15 protein-coding genes are annotated in these 14516 nt (G+C 71.1%); 6 read left to right on the top strand and 9 right to left on the bottom strand.

Annotated features, from left to right (window positions below):
- Positions 1–21: 21 nt before the first annotated feature.
- The gene (locus BFN33_RS29285; protein ID WP_069763148.1) at positions 22–963 is read right to left on the bottom strand and encodes a chitosanase; all 942 of its coding nucleotides are present in this window, start codon (positions 961–963) and stop codon (positions 22–24) included.
- Positions 960–1877: a rhomboid family intramembrane serine protease gene (locus BFN33_RS29280; RefSeq protein WP_069763147.1), complete on the bottom strand. Its 918-nt coding sequence runs from the start codon at positions 1875–1877 to the stop codon at positions 960–962. The genes BFN33_RS29285 and BFN33_RS29280 overlap by 4 nt, the downstream gene beginning before the upstream one ends.
- 180 nt (positions 1878–2057) lie before the next feature.
- On the opposite strand from BFN33_RS29280, the gene BFN33_RS29275 reads away from it, so the two are divergent.
- On the top strand, positions 2058–3695 hold the full coding sequence (locus BFN33_RS29275) for a cytochrome bc complex cytochrome b subunit (RefSeq protein ID WP_069763146.1): 1638 nt from the start codon (positions 2058–2060) through the stop codon (positions 3693–3695).
- Here the strand turns inward: BFN33_RS29275 and BFN33_RS29270 are convergent.
- Entirely contained in the window at positions 3673–4638 is a 966-nt protein-coding gene (locus BFN33_RS29270) for an acyl-CoA dehydrogenase family protein (protein WP_069763145.1), read from the bottom strand. The genes BFN33_RS29275 and BFN33_RS29270 overlap by 23 nt on opposite strands.
- Entirely contained in the window at positions 4638–5777 is a 1140-nt protein-coding gene (locus tag BFN33_RS29265; protein WP_069763283.1) for an acyl-CoA dehydrogenase family protein, read from the bottom strand. The genes BFN33_RS29270 and BFN33_RS29265 overlap by 1 nt, the downstream gene beginning before the upstream one ends.
- A 47-nt stretch (positions 5778–5824) precedes the next feature.
- On the opposite strand from BFN33_RS29265, the gene BFN33_RS29260 reads away from it, so the two are divergent.
- Genes BFN33_RS29260 through BFN33_RS29250 form a run of 3 tightly spaced genes read left to right on the top strand, consistent with a single transcriptional unit; the run spans position 5825 to position 8421 of the window.
- Positions 5825–6607, top strand: a complete 783-nt coding sequence (locus tag BFN33_RS29260; protein WP_069763144.1) for an SDR family oxidoreductase — start codon at positions 5825–5827, stop codon at positions 6605–6607.
- Between the two features lie 15 nt (positions 6608–6622).
- On the top strand, positions 6623–7246 hold the full coding sequence (locus BFN33_RS29255; protein ID WP_069763143.1) for a TetR/AcrR family transcriptional regulator: 624 nt from the start codon (positions 6623–6625) through the stop codon (positions 7244–7246).
- Between the two features lie 17 nt (positions 7247–7263).
- Complete coding sequence (locus tag BFN33_RS29250) at positions 7264–8421, top strand: acetyl-CoA C-acetyltransferase (protein WP_069763142.1); 1158 nt, start codon at positions 7264–7266, stop codon at positions 8419–8421.
- Between the two features lie 141 nt (positions 8422–8562).
- On the opposite strand, the gene BFN33_RS29245 is transcribed toward BFN33_RS29250, so the two are convergent.
- Genes BFN33_RS29245 through BFN33_RS29230 form a run of 4 tightly spaced genes read right to left on the bottom strand, consistent with a single transcriptional unit; the run spans position 8563 to position 11870 of the window.
- A complete protein-coding gene (locus tag BFN33_RS29245; RefSeq protein ID WP_069763141.1) occupies positions 8563–9612 on the bottom strand; it encodes a nitronate monooxygenase family protein in 1050 nt (349 codons plus the stop codon).
- Positions 9612–10328, bottom strand: a complete 717-nt coding sequence (locus BFN33_RS29240) for a CoA-transferase subunit beta (protein ID WP_069763140.1) — start codon at positions 10326–10328, stop codon at positions 9612–9614. Before BFN33_RS29240 ends, BFN33_RS29245 begins: the two co-directional genes overlap by 1 nt.
- Positions 10309–11130, bottom strand: a complete 822-nt coding sequence (locus BFN33_RS29235) for a CoA transferase subunit A (RefSeq protein ID WP_069763139.1) — start codon at positions 11128–11130, stop codon at positions 10309–10311. The genes BFN33_RS29240 and BFN33_RS29235 overlap by 20 nt, the downstream gene beginning before the upstream one ends.
- Positions 11127–11870 carry an enoyl-CoA hydratase family protein gene (locus BFN33_RS29230; protein WP_069763138.1) on the bottom strand — a complete coding sequence of 248 codons (744 nt, stop codon included), beginning with the start codon at positions 11868–11870 and terminating at the stop codon, positions 11127–11129. Before BFN33_RS29230 ends, BFN33_RS29235 begins: the two co-directional genes overlap by 4 nt.
- Positions 11871–11924: 54 nt before the next feature.
- Here BFN33_RS29230 and BFN33_RS29225 point away from each other — a divergent pair, with 54 nt between their 5' ends.
- Positions 11925–12665: an SDR family oxidoreductase gene (locus BFN33_RS29225; RefSeq protein WP_069763137.1), complete on the top strand. Its 741-nt coding sequence runs from the start codon at positions 11925–11927 to the stop codon at positions 12663–12665.
- A 22-nt stretch (positions 12666–12687) separates the two neighbouring features.
- Positions 12688–13593: an SDR family oxidoreductase gene (locus BFN33_RS29220; RefSeq protein WP_069763136.1), complete on the top strand. Its 906-nt coding sequence runs from the start codon at positions 12688–12690 to the stop codon at positions 13591–13593.
- A 25-nt stretch (positions 13594–13618) separates the two neighbouring features.
- On the opposite strand, the gene BFN33_RS29215 is transcribed toward BFN33_RS29220, so the two are convergent.
- Positions 13619–14500 (bottom strand): hypothetical protein, encoded by an 882-nt coding sequence (locus BFN33_RS29215; protein WP_069763135.1) that lies wholly within the window; start codon positions 14498–14500, stop codon positions 13619–13621.
- Positions 14501–14516 lie beyond the last annotated feature (16 nt).

Genomic DNA, 14516 nt, shown 5'->3' with positions numbered 1-14516 from the left:
CAGGCGCCGTCGCATGTTCTCCTACGGCACCTTGAACGTCTCCCCGTACACCTGCCACTCCAGCGGTGTCCGCAGGGCCAGGTTCCCGTCGTTCAGGAAGCGTCGTTGCGCGGTGTCCACGCGGGAGGTGTCGATGCCCGGGTGCTTTGCGCGCATGGCGTCCTCGCGGATGTCGAGGAAGGTATTCAGGTAGGCCTTCTCCGAGCCGCCCTCGGTCGGGCTGTCGGACTTCCGCAGGGCGCGTTCGCGCAGGCCGTAGAAGCTGGTGGCGTTTGTGCCGGGGCCGTGGAAGACCATCGCGTCGTAGTAGACGAACTGGCCGAGGGCGCCGAGGCCGTCGAGTTCGGCGAGGCGCACCGCGGGGTCGAAGTACACGCGGTCACGTGCCGTGTCCTGGGCCTTCTGGAAGGCCGGGACCCGGGCCTCCGCCTTCCAGGCGGCCGTGAAACCCGGGTCCAGGCCCTCGTGGGAGTCCGTGCCGTCGACCGCGCGCAGCGCGGGGAGGTACTTCGCGAGACCGTTGCCGGGGTGGGCCTTCGTGTAGCCCTCGACGAGGGTGAGCAGGTCGTTGGTGCCGGTGCAGAAGCCGATGATGCCGGCCGTGTAACCCTGGCCGTCGCCGATGTCCTCGATGTAGGCGTAGGCGCTGCGCCAGTCGAGGGTGGAGTTCTCGGCGCTGGCCACGAGCTGCTGGGCGAGCTCCTTCTTGGCGGGGTCGGTCAGGCCCGGCGGGAGGTCGGCGATGACCGCTTCGTCCTCCGCACGCCTTGATCCCTCGGAGCGCTCGGCCCAGGCTTTGGCACCCTGCGCGCCCTTGGCGTCCTGGGCCGCCTGGGAGCGGTAGGCCTTGGAGAGGTCGGGGCCCGCCCCTCCCGCGCCGGTGTCCTCGGGCGCGAGGAGGTAGACCGACGCCGTGACGACCACGGGGACGGCCGCGAAGAGCAGCAGGCGGGCACCTTTCACTGCGCTCCCGTCAGTTCGGCGACCTTGGCCCAGGCGGACACCAGGAGTACCACCAGCAGTACGGCACATGCTCCCGCCTGCACCAGGGCGCGACGGCCGTCCCGGGGGGCGTACGCGTAGGCGAAAGTGACTGCGGCTCCGGCGAGCAGGCCGCCGAGGTGGCCCTGCCAGGACGTCAGCCACGCCGACATCACCAGCCACAGCAGCAGGCCCGCCATGAAACGGTTGACCTGGGCCATGTCGGCGCCGAGGCGGCGGGCCATCACGTAGTACGCGGCGCCGAGCCCGAAGATCGCGCCGGAGGCGCCGAGCGTGGGGGTGCCGGGCGCGACCAGCAGGACGAGGACCGAGCCGCCGAGCGCGGACAGCAGATAGAGGACGGCGTAGCGCAGACGGCCGAGCTGGACCTCCACCACCCGCCCGATGTTCCACAGCGACACCATGTTCATCACGATGTGCAGGATCCCGAACGTGCCCTCGGTGGGCGGCAGATGGAGGAACGCACCGGTCAGCAGGCGGTACCACTCGCCGTCGACGACACCCACGGCGTGGAGGTCGGAGGGGTAGGGGTCCTGCCACACGTAGTGGCCGCCGTCCGGGCCGTCGAGCCCGGCGCCCAGCATCTGGAAGCGGTCCACGATCGCCGGGCGCACCAGCTCGCCGACGTAAGCGAGCACGTTGAGACCGATGAGGACGTACGTCACCAGGGGGACGGCCGTGATCCGTCCGCCGAACGCGGTCCGGGCCTGCCGTACCGACCGCGCTCCCTCCCGCACACACTCCGGGCACTGATGGCCCACGGCCGCCTCCCGCATGCAGTCCGGGCAGATGTACCGCTCGCAGCGGGTGCAGCGGACATGGGACTCCACCGCGGGATGGCGATAGCAGGTGGTGACGGCGGATTCGGGTTCCACGGCCGGCTCCTCGGAGTGACAGGGGTGATGATCGAGCCGGTGGGGGCGGCGGCGAACAAAATAGCGAACGCCGGTGCCGGCGAAGAGCGCAGGGGCCGGAATCCGGAGGTCGCACGCCCCGTTGGCATCACCCACGCGTCGTGCCACCCTGAAGATGATCCGACGGGGAGGCGACGACTCATGGACGGCGCGCGATCGGTGAACCAAGGCACTCGTGGCGGAGAGGCCGCAAAGGGCGAGAAGCTCGCCGACTGGGCCGACGGGCGACTGGGCCTGTACGCCCTGGCCAAGGCCAACATGCGCAAGGTCTTTCCTGACCACTGGTCGTTCATGCTGGGCGAGGTCTGTCTCTACAGCTTCCTCATCCTGATCCTCACCGGCGTCTATCTCACTCTGTTCTTCGAGCCCAGCGGCGTCGAGGTCGTCTACCACGGCTCCTACGGGCCCCTCAACGGCGTGGTGATGACCAGGGCCTACGAGTCCACCCTCGACATCAGTTTCGACGTGCGCGGCGGACTGCTGATCCGGCAGATCCACCACTGGGCGGCGCTGGTCTTCGTCACCGGCATGCTCGTGCACATGATGCGGGTGTTCTTCACCGGCGCCTTCCGCAAGCCGCGCGAGCTCAACTGGGTGTTCGGCTGGACCCTGCTGTTCCTCGGCATCATCACCGGTCTGACCGGCTACTCCCTCCCCGACGACCTGCTCTCCGGCACCGGCATCCGGTTCGCCGACGGGGCGATCCTGTCGATCCCGATCGTCGGGACGTATCTGTCGTTCTTCCTGTTCGGCGGGGAGTTCCCGGGGCACGACATCATCCCGAGGCTCTTCCCGATCCATGTGCTCGTACTGCCCGGGATCATGCTCGGCCTGGTGGTCGCCCATCTGATCCTGGTCTTCTACCACAAGCACACCCAGTACCCGGGGCCCGGCCGCGACAACAAGTCCGTGGTCGGCATGCCCTTCCTGCCGGTCTACATGGCCAAGGCGGGCGGCTTCTTCTTCCTGACCTTCGGCGTGCTGGCGCTCATGGGCGGCCTCGCCCAGATCAACCCCGTGTGGGCGTTCGGACCGTACAGCCCCCACCTGGTGACCACCGGAGCCCAGCCCGACTGGTACCTGGGCTTCTCCGAGGGGCTGATCCGGGTGATGCCGGGATGGGAGATCAACTTCTGGGGCCACACCCTGGAGCCCGGTGTCTTCATCCCCTTCTCCCTCTTCCCGCTGATCCTGCTCGCGCTCGGGGTCTATCCCTTCGTCGAGGCGTGGATCACCGGCGACAGACGCGAGCACCACATCCTGGACCGGCCGCGCAACGTGCCCGTCCGCACGGGGCTGGGCGTCGCCTGGCTGAGCCTGTACGTGGTGCTGCTGATCGGCGGCGGCAACGACATCGTGGCCACGCATCTGCATCTGTCGATCAACGCGATCACCTGGTTCGTGCGGGTGTCCGTGTTCGTGGTGCCGGTGCTCGCGTTCGTCGCCACCAAGCGGGTCTGTCTCGGGCTGCAGCGCCGGGACCGGGACAAGGTGCTGCACGGCCGGGAGACCGGCACCATCCGGCGGCTCCCGCACGGCGAGTACGTCGAGGTCCACGAGCGCCTCGCGCAGGCGCAGTTGCACACCCTCACACAGCACGAGCAGGAACCGCCGTACGAGATCGGGCCGCTCGTCGACGCCAACGGGGTGCGGCGGCCGGTCAGGCGTTCCCAGCGGGTGCGGGCCGGGCTCGCGCGGGCGATGTTCGGGCCCGACACGCGGATCGGGAAGCCGACGGTGGAGGAGTACCGCGAGGTCACCAGCGGCGACCACCACTGAGGACCGTGTCGCGGCACTCCTCGGGACTGCCCCAGGCGGTGCGCAGGGCGCGGGCCTTGGTGAGCCACAGGGACAGGTCGTACTCCGCCGTGTACCCGATCGCGCCATGGAGCTGGAGCGCGGTGCGGGCGGTGGCGTACGCCGCCTCGCACGCCGTGACCTTGGCGGCGGCGACGTCCTCCCCGGTCATCGTCAGGGCGGCGCCCAGGACGAGGGGTCGGGCGAACTCCAACGCGATCTTCGAGTCGGCGAGTTGGTGTCTGACCGCCTGGAAGGAGCCGATGGGGACGCCGAACTGGGTGCGCTGTTTGACGTGGGCGACGGTCCTGTCGAGCAGCGCGAGACCGACGCCCAGGGCCTGTGCGGCCGTGGTGAGGCGGGCCAGGAGGAGGGCCGGGGCCAAGGGCGCGTCGGTCGCGAGGAGTTCGCCGCCGGGGTCCAATGGGGTGAGACGACGGGCGGGGTCGAGCGAGGAGCGCACGGGGCCGTGGCCGGGGGCCAGACGCAGTCCCTCGGCCGTCAGGGAGAGACGGATGCCGGCCGCGTCACCGTCCAGGGCGAACCCGTGATCGCGGGCGACCGTGGCCATCGTCTCGCCCGCGGCCAGCGCCGGGAGCAGTCGCTTCGCCGGTCCCGTGTCGTCCGGTGAGGCGAGCAGCGTCGCCGCTGTGACCGTCTCCACCAACGGCCCCGGTACCGCATGCCGTCCCAACTCCACGAAGCCCAGAGCGAGTTCCAGGGGACGTGGGCCCAGTCCCTCATAGGCCTCCGGTACCGCCAGTGCGAACACCCCGGCTTCCGCGATACGACGCCACAACGCGCGCCCGCTCGCGTGGTCCCCTCGGCTCCAGTCCCGTACCACCGACGGGGTGTCCGCGGCCGTCAGCATCGCGTCCAGGGAGGTCGCGAACTCCCGTTGCTCGGGGTCGAGAAGGAAACGCATCACCGGCGGCCCTTCGGCAGGCCCAGCAGGCGCTCGGCGACGATGTCGCGCTGGATCTCGTTCGTGCCCGCGTAGATGGGGCCGGCGAGGGAGAAGACGTACCGCTCGGACCAGTCCGTGTCGGCCAACTCGCCCTCCTCGCCCAGGAGATCGAGGGCCGTCTCGGTGAGGGCGATGTCGTACTCGGACCAGAAGACCTTGTTCAGGCTGGACTCGGGGCCGAGCGTCTCGCCCTTGAGGAAGCGGGAGGCGGCCGCGTAGGTGAACAGCTGATAGGCACGGGCGCCGATCAAGGCGTCCGCGACACGGGTGCCGGCGGCCCGGGGACTGCCCTGGGACTGCCAGAGGGCGTGCAGGCGGTCGGCGGCGGCCAGGAAGCGGCCCGGTGAGCGCAGCATCAGGCCCCGTTCGTTGCCCGCCGTCGACATCGCGATCCGCCAGCCCCGGCCGGGCTCGCCGATGACGTCCTCGTCCGGCACGAACACCTCGTCCAGGAAGAGCTCGGCGAAGGCCGGTTTCCCGTCGAGGCGGCGGATCGGGCGGACGGTGACACCGGGGGCGCGCAGGTCGAACATCAGGTAGGTCAGGCCCTGGTGGGGTTTCGGGGTGTCGGGGTCGGTGCGGAACAGTCCGAAGGCGCGGTCCGCGAAGGCGGCCCGGGAGGACCAGGTCTTCTGGCCGCTGAGCAGCCAACCGCCTTCCGTGCGCACCCCCTTCGCCCTCAGGGAGGCCAGGTCCGAGCCCGCCTCCGGCTCCGACCAGGCCTGCGCCCACACGGTCCGCCCGGTGGCCATGGACGGCAGGACACGGTCCCGCTGCTCCTGCGTGCCGTGGTCGAAGAGGGTCGGGGCGAGGAGGCTGATGCCGTTCTGGTTGACGCGTCCGGGCGCCCCGGCCGCGTAGTACTCCTCCTCGAAGACCAGCCAGCGGACGATCCCCGCGTCCCGGCCGCCGTACGGTATCGGCCAGTTGACCACCGACCAGCGGTCCGCGGCGAGTTCCGCCTCCCACGCGCGATGGGCCCCGAAGCCCTCCTCGGTCTCCAGGGAGGGGAGCGGGGAGGCGGGCACATGCGCGTGCAGCCATGAGCGGGCCTCGGCGCGGAAGTCCTCGCCGGCCGGAGAGTGCGTGAGGTCCACGGTCGCCATCCTTCCCTAACAAGTGTTTGGTAGGTTAGCGTGAGCGTATGACAGGCGTCGAGAGCCCGGCCTACGTGCCCGGACACGGGCTGCTGAGAGGGCGTACGGCCGTCGTCACGGCCGCGGCCGGCGCGGGGATCGGAGGCGCCACCGCCCGCCGCCTCCTGGAGGAGGGAGCCCGCGTGCTGATCAGCGACGCGCACGCGCGGCGGCTGAAGGACCACGAGGCCGGGCTGGCCCGGGAGTTCGAGGGGGCGGTGACGTCCGTGGTGTGCGACGTCACCGACGAGGCACAGGTGCGCACGCTGTTCGACACCGCCGTACGGGAGCACGGCCGGCTCGACATCGTCGTCAACAACGCGGGCCTCGGTGGCACCTCGGCCCTCGTCGAGATGACGGACGAACAGTGGTCCAAGGTCCTCGACGTGACCCTCAACGGCACCTTCCGGTGCACCCGGGCCGCACTCCGGCACATGCGGGACACCGGCGGCGTGATCGTCAACAACGCCTCCGTCGTCGGCTGGCGCGCCCAGGCCGGACAGGCGCACTACGCCGCCGCGAAGGCCGGCGTGATGGCGCTGACCCGCTGCGCGGCGCTGGAGGCCGCCGAGTACGGCGTACGCGTCAACGCCGTGGCACCGAGCCTCGCCATGCACCCGCACCTGGTGAAGGTGACCTCGGCCGAGCTGCTGGAGGAACTGACCGCGCGCGAGGCCTTCGGACGGTACGCCGAGCCCTGGGAGGTGGCCAACGTGATCGTGTTCCTTGCGTCCGGCTACTCCTCGTACATGACGGGCGAGGTCGTCGCCGTCAGCAGCCAGCACGCATAGGACGACAATGACTCCGTGCCGACCAAGCCGACCAAGAAGAAGCCCCAGGTGAGCGCCGCAGCGCCCGCGCGCCGCCGTGAACTCCTCGACACCGCCGCCGAGGTCTTCGCCGAACAGGGCTACAACGCCACGACCGTACGCAAGATCGCGGACCACGCGGGCATGCTCGCGGGCAGCCTCTACTACCACTTCGACTCCAAGGAATCGATGCTGGAGGAGATCCTGCGGACCTTCCTCGACGAGCTCTGGGGCGGCTACGACGCCGTCCTGGGCGCCGAACTCGGCCCGCGCGAGACGCTGGAGGCCCTGGTCACCGAGTCGTTCCGGGAGATCGACCGGCACCGCGCGGCCGTCGCGATCTACCAGAAGGAGAGCAAGCAGCTGGTGGCGCAGGAGCGGTTCGCGTTCCTCGCCGAGTCACAGCGCAGGTTCGAGAAGGCCTGGCTGTCCACGCTGGAGCGCGGGGTCGCGGCCGAGGTGTTCCGGGCCGACCTCGACGTACGGCTGACCTACCGGTTCGTGCGCGACACCGTGTGGGTCGCCGCGTCCTGGTACCGGCCCGGCGGACAGCACAGCCCGGAGGAGATCGCCCGGCAGTACCTGTCGATGGTGCTGGACGGGATCGCCGTACGTACGTAACTCACTGGGGAGTTGCCATGGCCGAGGCCTACATCGTCGAAGCGGTCCGTACGCCCGTGGGGCGGCGCGGGGGAGGGCTGAGCGCGGTCCACCCGGCCGATCTGGGCGCGCGGGTGCTGGTCGAGCTGGTGGAGCGGGCGGGGGTCGATCCGGCCGCCGTGGAGGATGTCGTGTTCGGCTGCCTGGACGCGGTCGGGCCGCAGGCCGGGGACATCGCACGGACCTCGTGGCTCGCCGCCGGGCTGCCCGAGGAGGTGCCCGGGGTGACCGTGGACCGGCAGTGCGGGTCCTCGCAGCAGGCCGTGCACTTCGCCGCGCAGGGCGTGCTCTCCGGGACCCAGGACCTCGTCGTCGCCGGCGGGGTGCAGAACATGTCGATGATCCCGATCGCCTTCGCGACCCGGCAGGCCGCCGAGCCGCTCGGGCTGACCCAGGGGCCCTTCGCGGGCAGCGAGGGATGGAAGGCGCGGTACGGGGACCGGGCGGTGAACCAGTTCGTCGGCGCCGAGATGATCGCCGGGAAGTGGGGGATCAGCCGGGAGGACCAGGAGGAGTTCGCGCTCCGGTCCCACCGGCGGGCCCTGCGGGCCATCGACGAGGGTCGCTTCGAGCGCGAGACGGTGGCCTACGGTTCGGTCGCGGTCGACGAGGGCCCGCGCCGGGACACCTCGCTGGAGAAGATGGCCGGTCTGAAGCCGGTGATCGAGGGCGGCACCATCACCGCGGCCTGCTCCTCGCAGGTCTCCGACGGGGCGGCGGCCATGCTGCTGGCCTCGGAGCGGGCGGTGCGCGAACACGGCCTCACGCCACGCGCACGCGTGCACCACCTCTCCGTGCGCGGCGAGGACCCCATCCGTATGCTCACCGCCCCCATACCGGCCACCGCCCACGCCCTGAAGAAGACCGGCCTCACCATCGACGACATCGACCTCGTCGAGATCAACGAGGCCTTCGCCCCGGTGGTCCTGGCCTGGCTGAAGGAGACGGGCGCGGACCCGCAGAAGGTCAACGTCAACGGCGGCGCGATCGCCCTCGGGCATCCGCTGGGAGCGACGGGCGTGAAGCTGATGACGACCCTGCTGCACGAACTGGAGCGCACGGGCGGCCGATTCGGCCTCCAGACGATGTGCGAGGGCGGGGGACAGGCGAACGTGACGATCATCGAGAGGCTGTGACGGCGGCAGGCCACCCGCTTCGGCGGACGGAGTCCGGCGCAGGCTTCCGAAGCCCGTGAGGCCCCCTGGGGGCGAGCGGTGCGAGGGGGCCGTCGGGGATGGTGCCCGTGTGCGAGGGCGGGGGACAGGCCAACGTGACGATCATCGAACGTCTCTGAGGCCATCCAGAATCCCCTCCGCCTCCTTCATGATCCGTTCCACCAGCTCCGCGCACGACGGCAGGTCGTCGATCACCCCGGCGACCTGCCCGGACGCCATGACTCCGAGATCCGTACGGCCGTCCACCATCGCCGACCTGAGCAGCATGGGGGTGTTGGCGGCGAGCAGGACCTGGCTCCAGGTGAGGTCCTTGCCGTGGCGCGTCGCGAGGCCGTCGTGGAGCAGCTGCCGCCAGGTCAGGCCGGAGAGTCTGCGGAAGGCGGCGGCGTGCCGGGCGGCGCGCAGCAGGGTGCGTGCACGGCTCGTGGTCTCCAGGGAGTCCACCAGGTCCGTGCGGAGCATGCGGTGGGGGAGGCCGTCGACCGCCCGGGTCACCGTCACGTCCTTGACCGTCGCCGCCAGATAGCGCGCCTTCACCGTGTCCGGCACCGTCGAGTCCGAGGTGAGCAGGAAACGGGTCCCCATGGCGACGCCCGCCGCCCCGTACGCCAGTGCCGCGACCAGACCCCGCCCGTCGAAGAAGCCCCCCGCCGCCACGACGGGAATGTCCACCGCGTCCACCACCTGCGGCAGCAGGACCGTCGTCGCCACCTCCCCGGTGTGCCCGCCGCCCTCGCCGCCCTGCACGATCACCGCGTCCGCGCCCCAGGCCGCGACCTTCTCGGCATGCCGCCGGGCCCCGACGGACGGGACGACGACCACACCCGCCTCCTTGAGCGCGCCGATCAGCTCGGCGGAGGGCGCGAGGGCGAAGGACGCCACCCGCACCCCTTCCTCGACGATCACCCGCACCCGGTCACCCGCGTCCGCCGCGTCGGCCCGCAGATTGACCCCGAAGGGCGCGTCCGTACGGGACTTCACCTCCCGTACGGCATCCCGGAGCCGGTCGACGGTCATGGTCGCGGAGGCCAGGATGCCGAGCGCGCCCGCGTTCGCCGTGGCGGACACCAGGCGCGGGCCCGCCACCCACCCCATCCCGGTCTGCACGATCGGACGGCGGACACCCACCAGCCGGGTGAACGCGGTCTCCATCAGGCGTCGACCTCCCTGGACCGGGCATTCTGCGGATCGATCACCTCACGGATCAACCGCAGTTCCCGCTCGGTCGGTTCGCGTGTGTACGGCACCTCGTCCGGCACCACCAGATCGAACCCGGTGGCCTCCCGCACCTGTGCCACGGTGACCCCCGGATGCACCGACGCCAGCCGCATCGAGTGGTCCGGCGTCGCGAAGTCGAAGACACCCAGGTCGGAGACGACCCGGGGGATACGGTGATGGCGGGCGCCGTCCGCATGGTCGTACCCCACCCCGCACACCATGTCGACCTTCTCCACGAAGACCCGCCGGGAGTGCCTCGGCACCCAGTAACTGGTCGGATTGTTGAGCGTGTTGACCGGTGCTCCCCGCACCCCGAGCAGCTGCCGCTTCGGCCGCGCCCAGTCGCCGATGCACGAGATGTTCTGGTTGCCGTACCGGTCGATCTGGCTCGCGCCCATCATCACGTGCCGCCGGCCACCGGTGACCAGGGTCAGGTGCCGGCGGTAGGGCAGCCAGCCCTCGGGCGTGCCGTCCGGGCGGACCAGCAGGGCCTCGCCGTCGGTCAGCAGCAGGTCGGGGGAGAAGGTGAGGCGGGCGAGCCGGGCACCGACCGAGGGGATCAGGCCCATGGGGCTGGCCAGGATCTCGCCCGCGTCCCGCCATGCCTCGGCGCAGGCGATCACGCAGTACTCACTCCGGGTCGCGGTCATGAAGTCCTCCCCCCAGATACCGTGCGGCGAACTCGGGCCAGGGTGTGGTCGCGTACTCCCGCTGTACGGCCTCGTCCCGGCCGTAGTCGGGAACGCAGGAGGTGAAGTGCGCGCCGCCCGGAGCCTCGACCACGCCGGTGACCGAGTGCCGTTTGAGCAGCAGCGACTGCGGCGGCGCCTCCTTCGTCAACTCCGCGGTGTCCACGATCCGTTCGCAGGAGACATAAGCGGCGTCGGCCGCCTCGCAGAACAGGTCGTCGAAGTACGGGTCGGGGCCGAGGTACTGGCCGTTGCCCAGCCGGTCGGCGCGGTTCACGTGCACCAGGGCGGCATCCATGCCGAGCGCGGGCATGGCCACGAACGTCTCCTGGTCGTCGTACGGCGAGGTCACCGTCCGCAGACCCGGGTTGACCCGCATGACGTCCGAGCCGATGCCGGCCCGCACCGGCAGGAACGGCAGGCGGTTCGCGGCCGCGTGCAGGCCCCACATGAACATCGCCTCGTCGATCTCCATGAGCTCGAAGGCACCGGCCTCGCGGGCCGCGCGGTAGTGCGGTTCCAGGGGGATCGAGTCGAGGGTGACGAAGGCGGTGACGAGCTTGCGGACACGTCCGGCGGCGGCGAGCATGCCGACGTCCGGGCCGCCGTACGAGACGATCGTGAGGTCGGTGACCGGCGATCGGAGCAACGCCCTGAGCAGGGCCATCGGCTTGCGGCGGGAGCCCCAGCCGCCGATGCCGAGCGTCATGCCGCTGTGCAGGCGGGAGACGACCTCGTCGGCCGTCATGGTCTTGTCGCTCACTCGGCCTCCCTGCCGAACCTGTCACGGACCCGGTCGGCGACCCCGCTGACGCTCGCCTCGTAGGTGAAGCCCTGCTCGAAGCGGTAGCTGCGACGGACGTCGACCGGGTCGATGCCGTTGATGGCCGCCTTGGCAAGGCGCAGCAGTTCGCCGTCCTTGGCGGCGATCTCGCGGGCCGACTCCAGGGCGGTGGCGGCGAGTTCGTCCCTCGGTACGACCTTCCACACCGCGCCGTGCCGGTGCAGTTCGGCGGCGGTGACCGTGCGGGAGGTGAAGTACAGGGCGCGCATGAGGTGCTGCGGGACCAGCCGGAACAGATGGGTGGCCGCGCCGAGCGCACCGCGGTCCAGTTCGGGCAGGCCGAAGGTGGCGTCCTCGCTCGCCACGATCACATCCGCGTTGCCCACCAGGCCGATGCCCCCGCCCAGGCAGAACCCCTGCACGGCCGCCACTACGGGCACCTCGCAGTCGTACACCGCCGAAAAGGCCTCCAGACACCCGCGGTTGGCACCGACGAGGGCGGCCGAGCCGCGCGTCTGGATCTCCTTGATGTCCACGCCCGCGTTGAAGCCGCGCCCCTCGGCCGCCAGGACCACACACCTGACCGCCGGATCACGGCCCGCCGCGCGCACCGCGTCGGCCAGGGCGAACCAGCCGTCCACCGGCAGGGCGTTCACCGGCGGGAAGTCGACCCCGACCAGCACGATCCCCTTTTCCGGGGACGAGGTGGAGACACCCATGGCCGCATCAGCTACCTTTCCACCAAACGTTTGTTAGGTGAAGGGTAGCGGTGAATGGAGCTGAACGGGAGGGTCGTGGTCGTCACCGGCGGGACGCGCGGAGTCGGCGCCGGGATCGCCCGCTCCTTCGCGGAGGCGGGCGCCGAGGTCGTCGTCTGCGCCCGCAGACCGCCCGAAGTCCCGCTGCCGAAGACGCGGTTCGCGAAGGTGGACGTCCGGGACGCGGACGCCGTACGGCAGTTCCTCGCCGAACTGCCGCGCCTGGACGTACTCGTCAACAACGCGGGAGGGGCGCCCTACCGGCTGCTCGCCGACGCCGGCCCCGAACGACACCTCAGGATCCTGGAGTTGAACCTCCTCGCCCCGCTGACGGTGTCGCTGGCCGCGTACGAACACCTGAAACGGACCCGCGGCTCGATCGTCATGATCGGGAGCGTCAGCGGCGGCCGGCCCTCACCCGGCGCGGCCGCGTACGGGGCGGCCAAGGCGGGCCTGGAGAACCTCGCCCGCTCGATGGCCGTGGAGTGGGCGCCACACGTGCGCGTCAACACCCTGGTCGTCGGCATGGTCCGCACCGAGCGGTCGCAGCTGCACTACGGCGACGAGGAGGGCATCGCCGCCGTCTCCCGCACGGTCCCGCTCGGGCGCCTCGCCGAGCCGTCGGACGTCGGGGCGGCGGCCGTGTTCCTCGCCTCGGACGCCGCCGCGTACATCAGCGGGGCCTCGCTGCTGGTGCACGGCGGCGGGGAACGGCCGGCGTTCCTCGACGCCGCAACGGTCAACCGGGAGACGTGAACCATCAACAGGGAGACGTGAGATGACCGGAATCTGCGACCGCCGGGTCGTCGTCGTCACCGGCGCGGGCCGCGGTCTCGGCCGCGCCCACGCCCTCGCCTTCGCCGCCGAGGGAGCACGGCTCGTCGTCAACGACCTCGGCGTCGGCCTCGACGGCACCCCGGGCCCGGACAGCCCCGCCTCCCTCGTGGCCGACGAGATCCGCGCGGCGGGCGGTGAGGCGGTCGCCCACGGCGGCGACATCGCCACGTCCGACGGTGCCGCGTCCCTCGTCCGGGCCGCCCTGGAGACGTACGGCCGCCTCGACACCCTCGTCAACAATGCCGGCTTCCTGCGCGACCGGATGCTGGTGAACCTCGACGAGGACGACTGGGACGCGGTGACACGGGTCCACCTGAAGGGCCACTTCCTGCCGCTGAAGCACGCGGCGGCACACTGGCGGACGGAGGCGAAGGCGGGACGCACACCGACCGCCCGCATCGTCAACACCAGCAGCGGAGCAGGCCTGCTGGGCTCGGTCGGGCAGGGCAACTACAGCGCCGCGAAGGCCGGCATCGTCGCCCTCACCCTGGTCGCGGCGGCCGAGCTCGCCCGCTACGGCGTCCAGGTCAACGCGATCGCCCCCGCGGCCCGGACGAGGATGACGGAGCAGACGTTCGCCGACACGATGGCAGCCCCGACCGACGGCTTCGACATGATGGCCCCGGAGAACGTGTCACCGCTGGTGGTCTGGCTGGGCTCAGAGGCGAGCGCGGGAGTGACGGGCCGGGTCTTCGAGGCGGAGGGCAGCCGCATCACGGTGATGGAGGGCTGGCGGCCCGGCCCGACCGCCGACAAGGGGGCGAGGTGGGCCCCCGCGGAGGCGGGCGAAGCGACCCTGAAGCTGCTCGGCGAGGCGGCGGCGCCGGGCCCGGTGTACGGGGCGTAACCGGGTCCGCCACCCCTTCGTGCCCCTACGTGTCACACTCCAGAACCGTCCGGCACAGCGCACACCGCGCCCGCACCCGCCCCCGCACCGGCACCCGGATCCGTTGATGACAGGTAGGGCAGGGAAACGACACCCGCAGGCGCCCGGGGCCGTCCGGGGTGAAGGTGTAGGGGACCCCAGGCTGCGGGCCGGGCGCGTGGCGACGGTCCCGTGCGTAGCGGCGCCGGCCCGCCCAGCCCGCCGCGGTGAGCGGCGGTTGCTCGGAATCCTGGCGGGCCTGCGCCATCCCCTTCACGTACGCGGTGTACGCCTGCGCACTGGTGAACCACACCGAGGGATCCTCCCCGAACACCAGCGACCGCTTGGCCAGCACGTACCCGAACTCCTCCGGCGTGAGATACCCCAGCTTCTGCGACGACGCCGCGTCCTCCCGGTACGCGTCCAGCAGGAGCCAGCCCGCCCCCAGATACGTCGCCGCCGTGTCCGTGAGGATCTCGTTCTCGCGCACCCCCGGGAACGAGAGGTCCAGCCGGTGCAGATACACGTGCATGATCTCGTGGGCCAGTGCCGCGCCGATGTCCCGCCGATGCGTGCGGAAACGGTCGTTCAGCTCGACGAAGTACTCGGGGCCCGCGGTGAGTTCGACGTTCGCCGCGTGGGTCATCTCCCGGAAGCTGACCACGAACCGGGCGTCCGGCAGCCGGTAGTGCCGCACCAGCTCCCGGGCCACCCGCTGCGTGCCGAGATAGAGATCGTCGGTGTCGCAGAACGCCACGTCCACCGGCGCCACACTCGTCGCGAACGCCTGGACGGTGTCGTAGGAGAGCCGCTTGTAGAGCGCGTTGATCGACGCCCGCACCGTCTCCAGGTGCGGGTAGCCGTGCTGGACCGGTCCGTCGTTCGTCACGCCCGTACCCCCAAGA

This window comes from Streptomyces sp. LUP47B (assembly GCF_001746295.1).
Taxonomy (GTDB): domain Bacteria; phylum Actinomycetota; class Actinomycetes; order Streptomycetales; family Streptomycetaceae; genus Streptomyces.
This window is presented reverse-complemented; position numbering and strand designations above follow the sequence as displayed.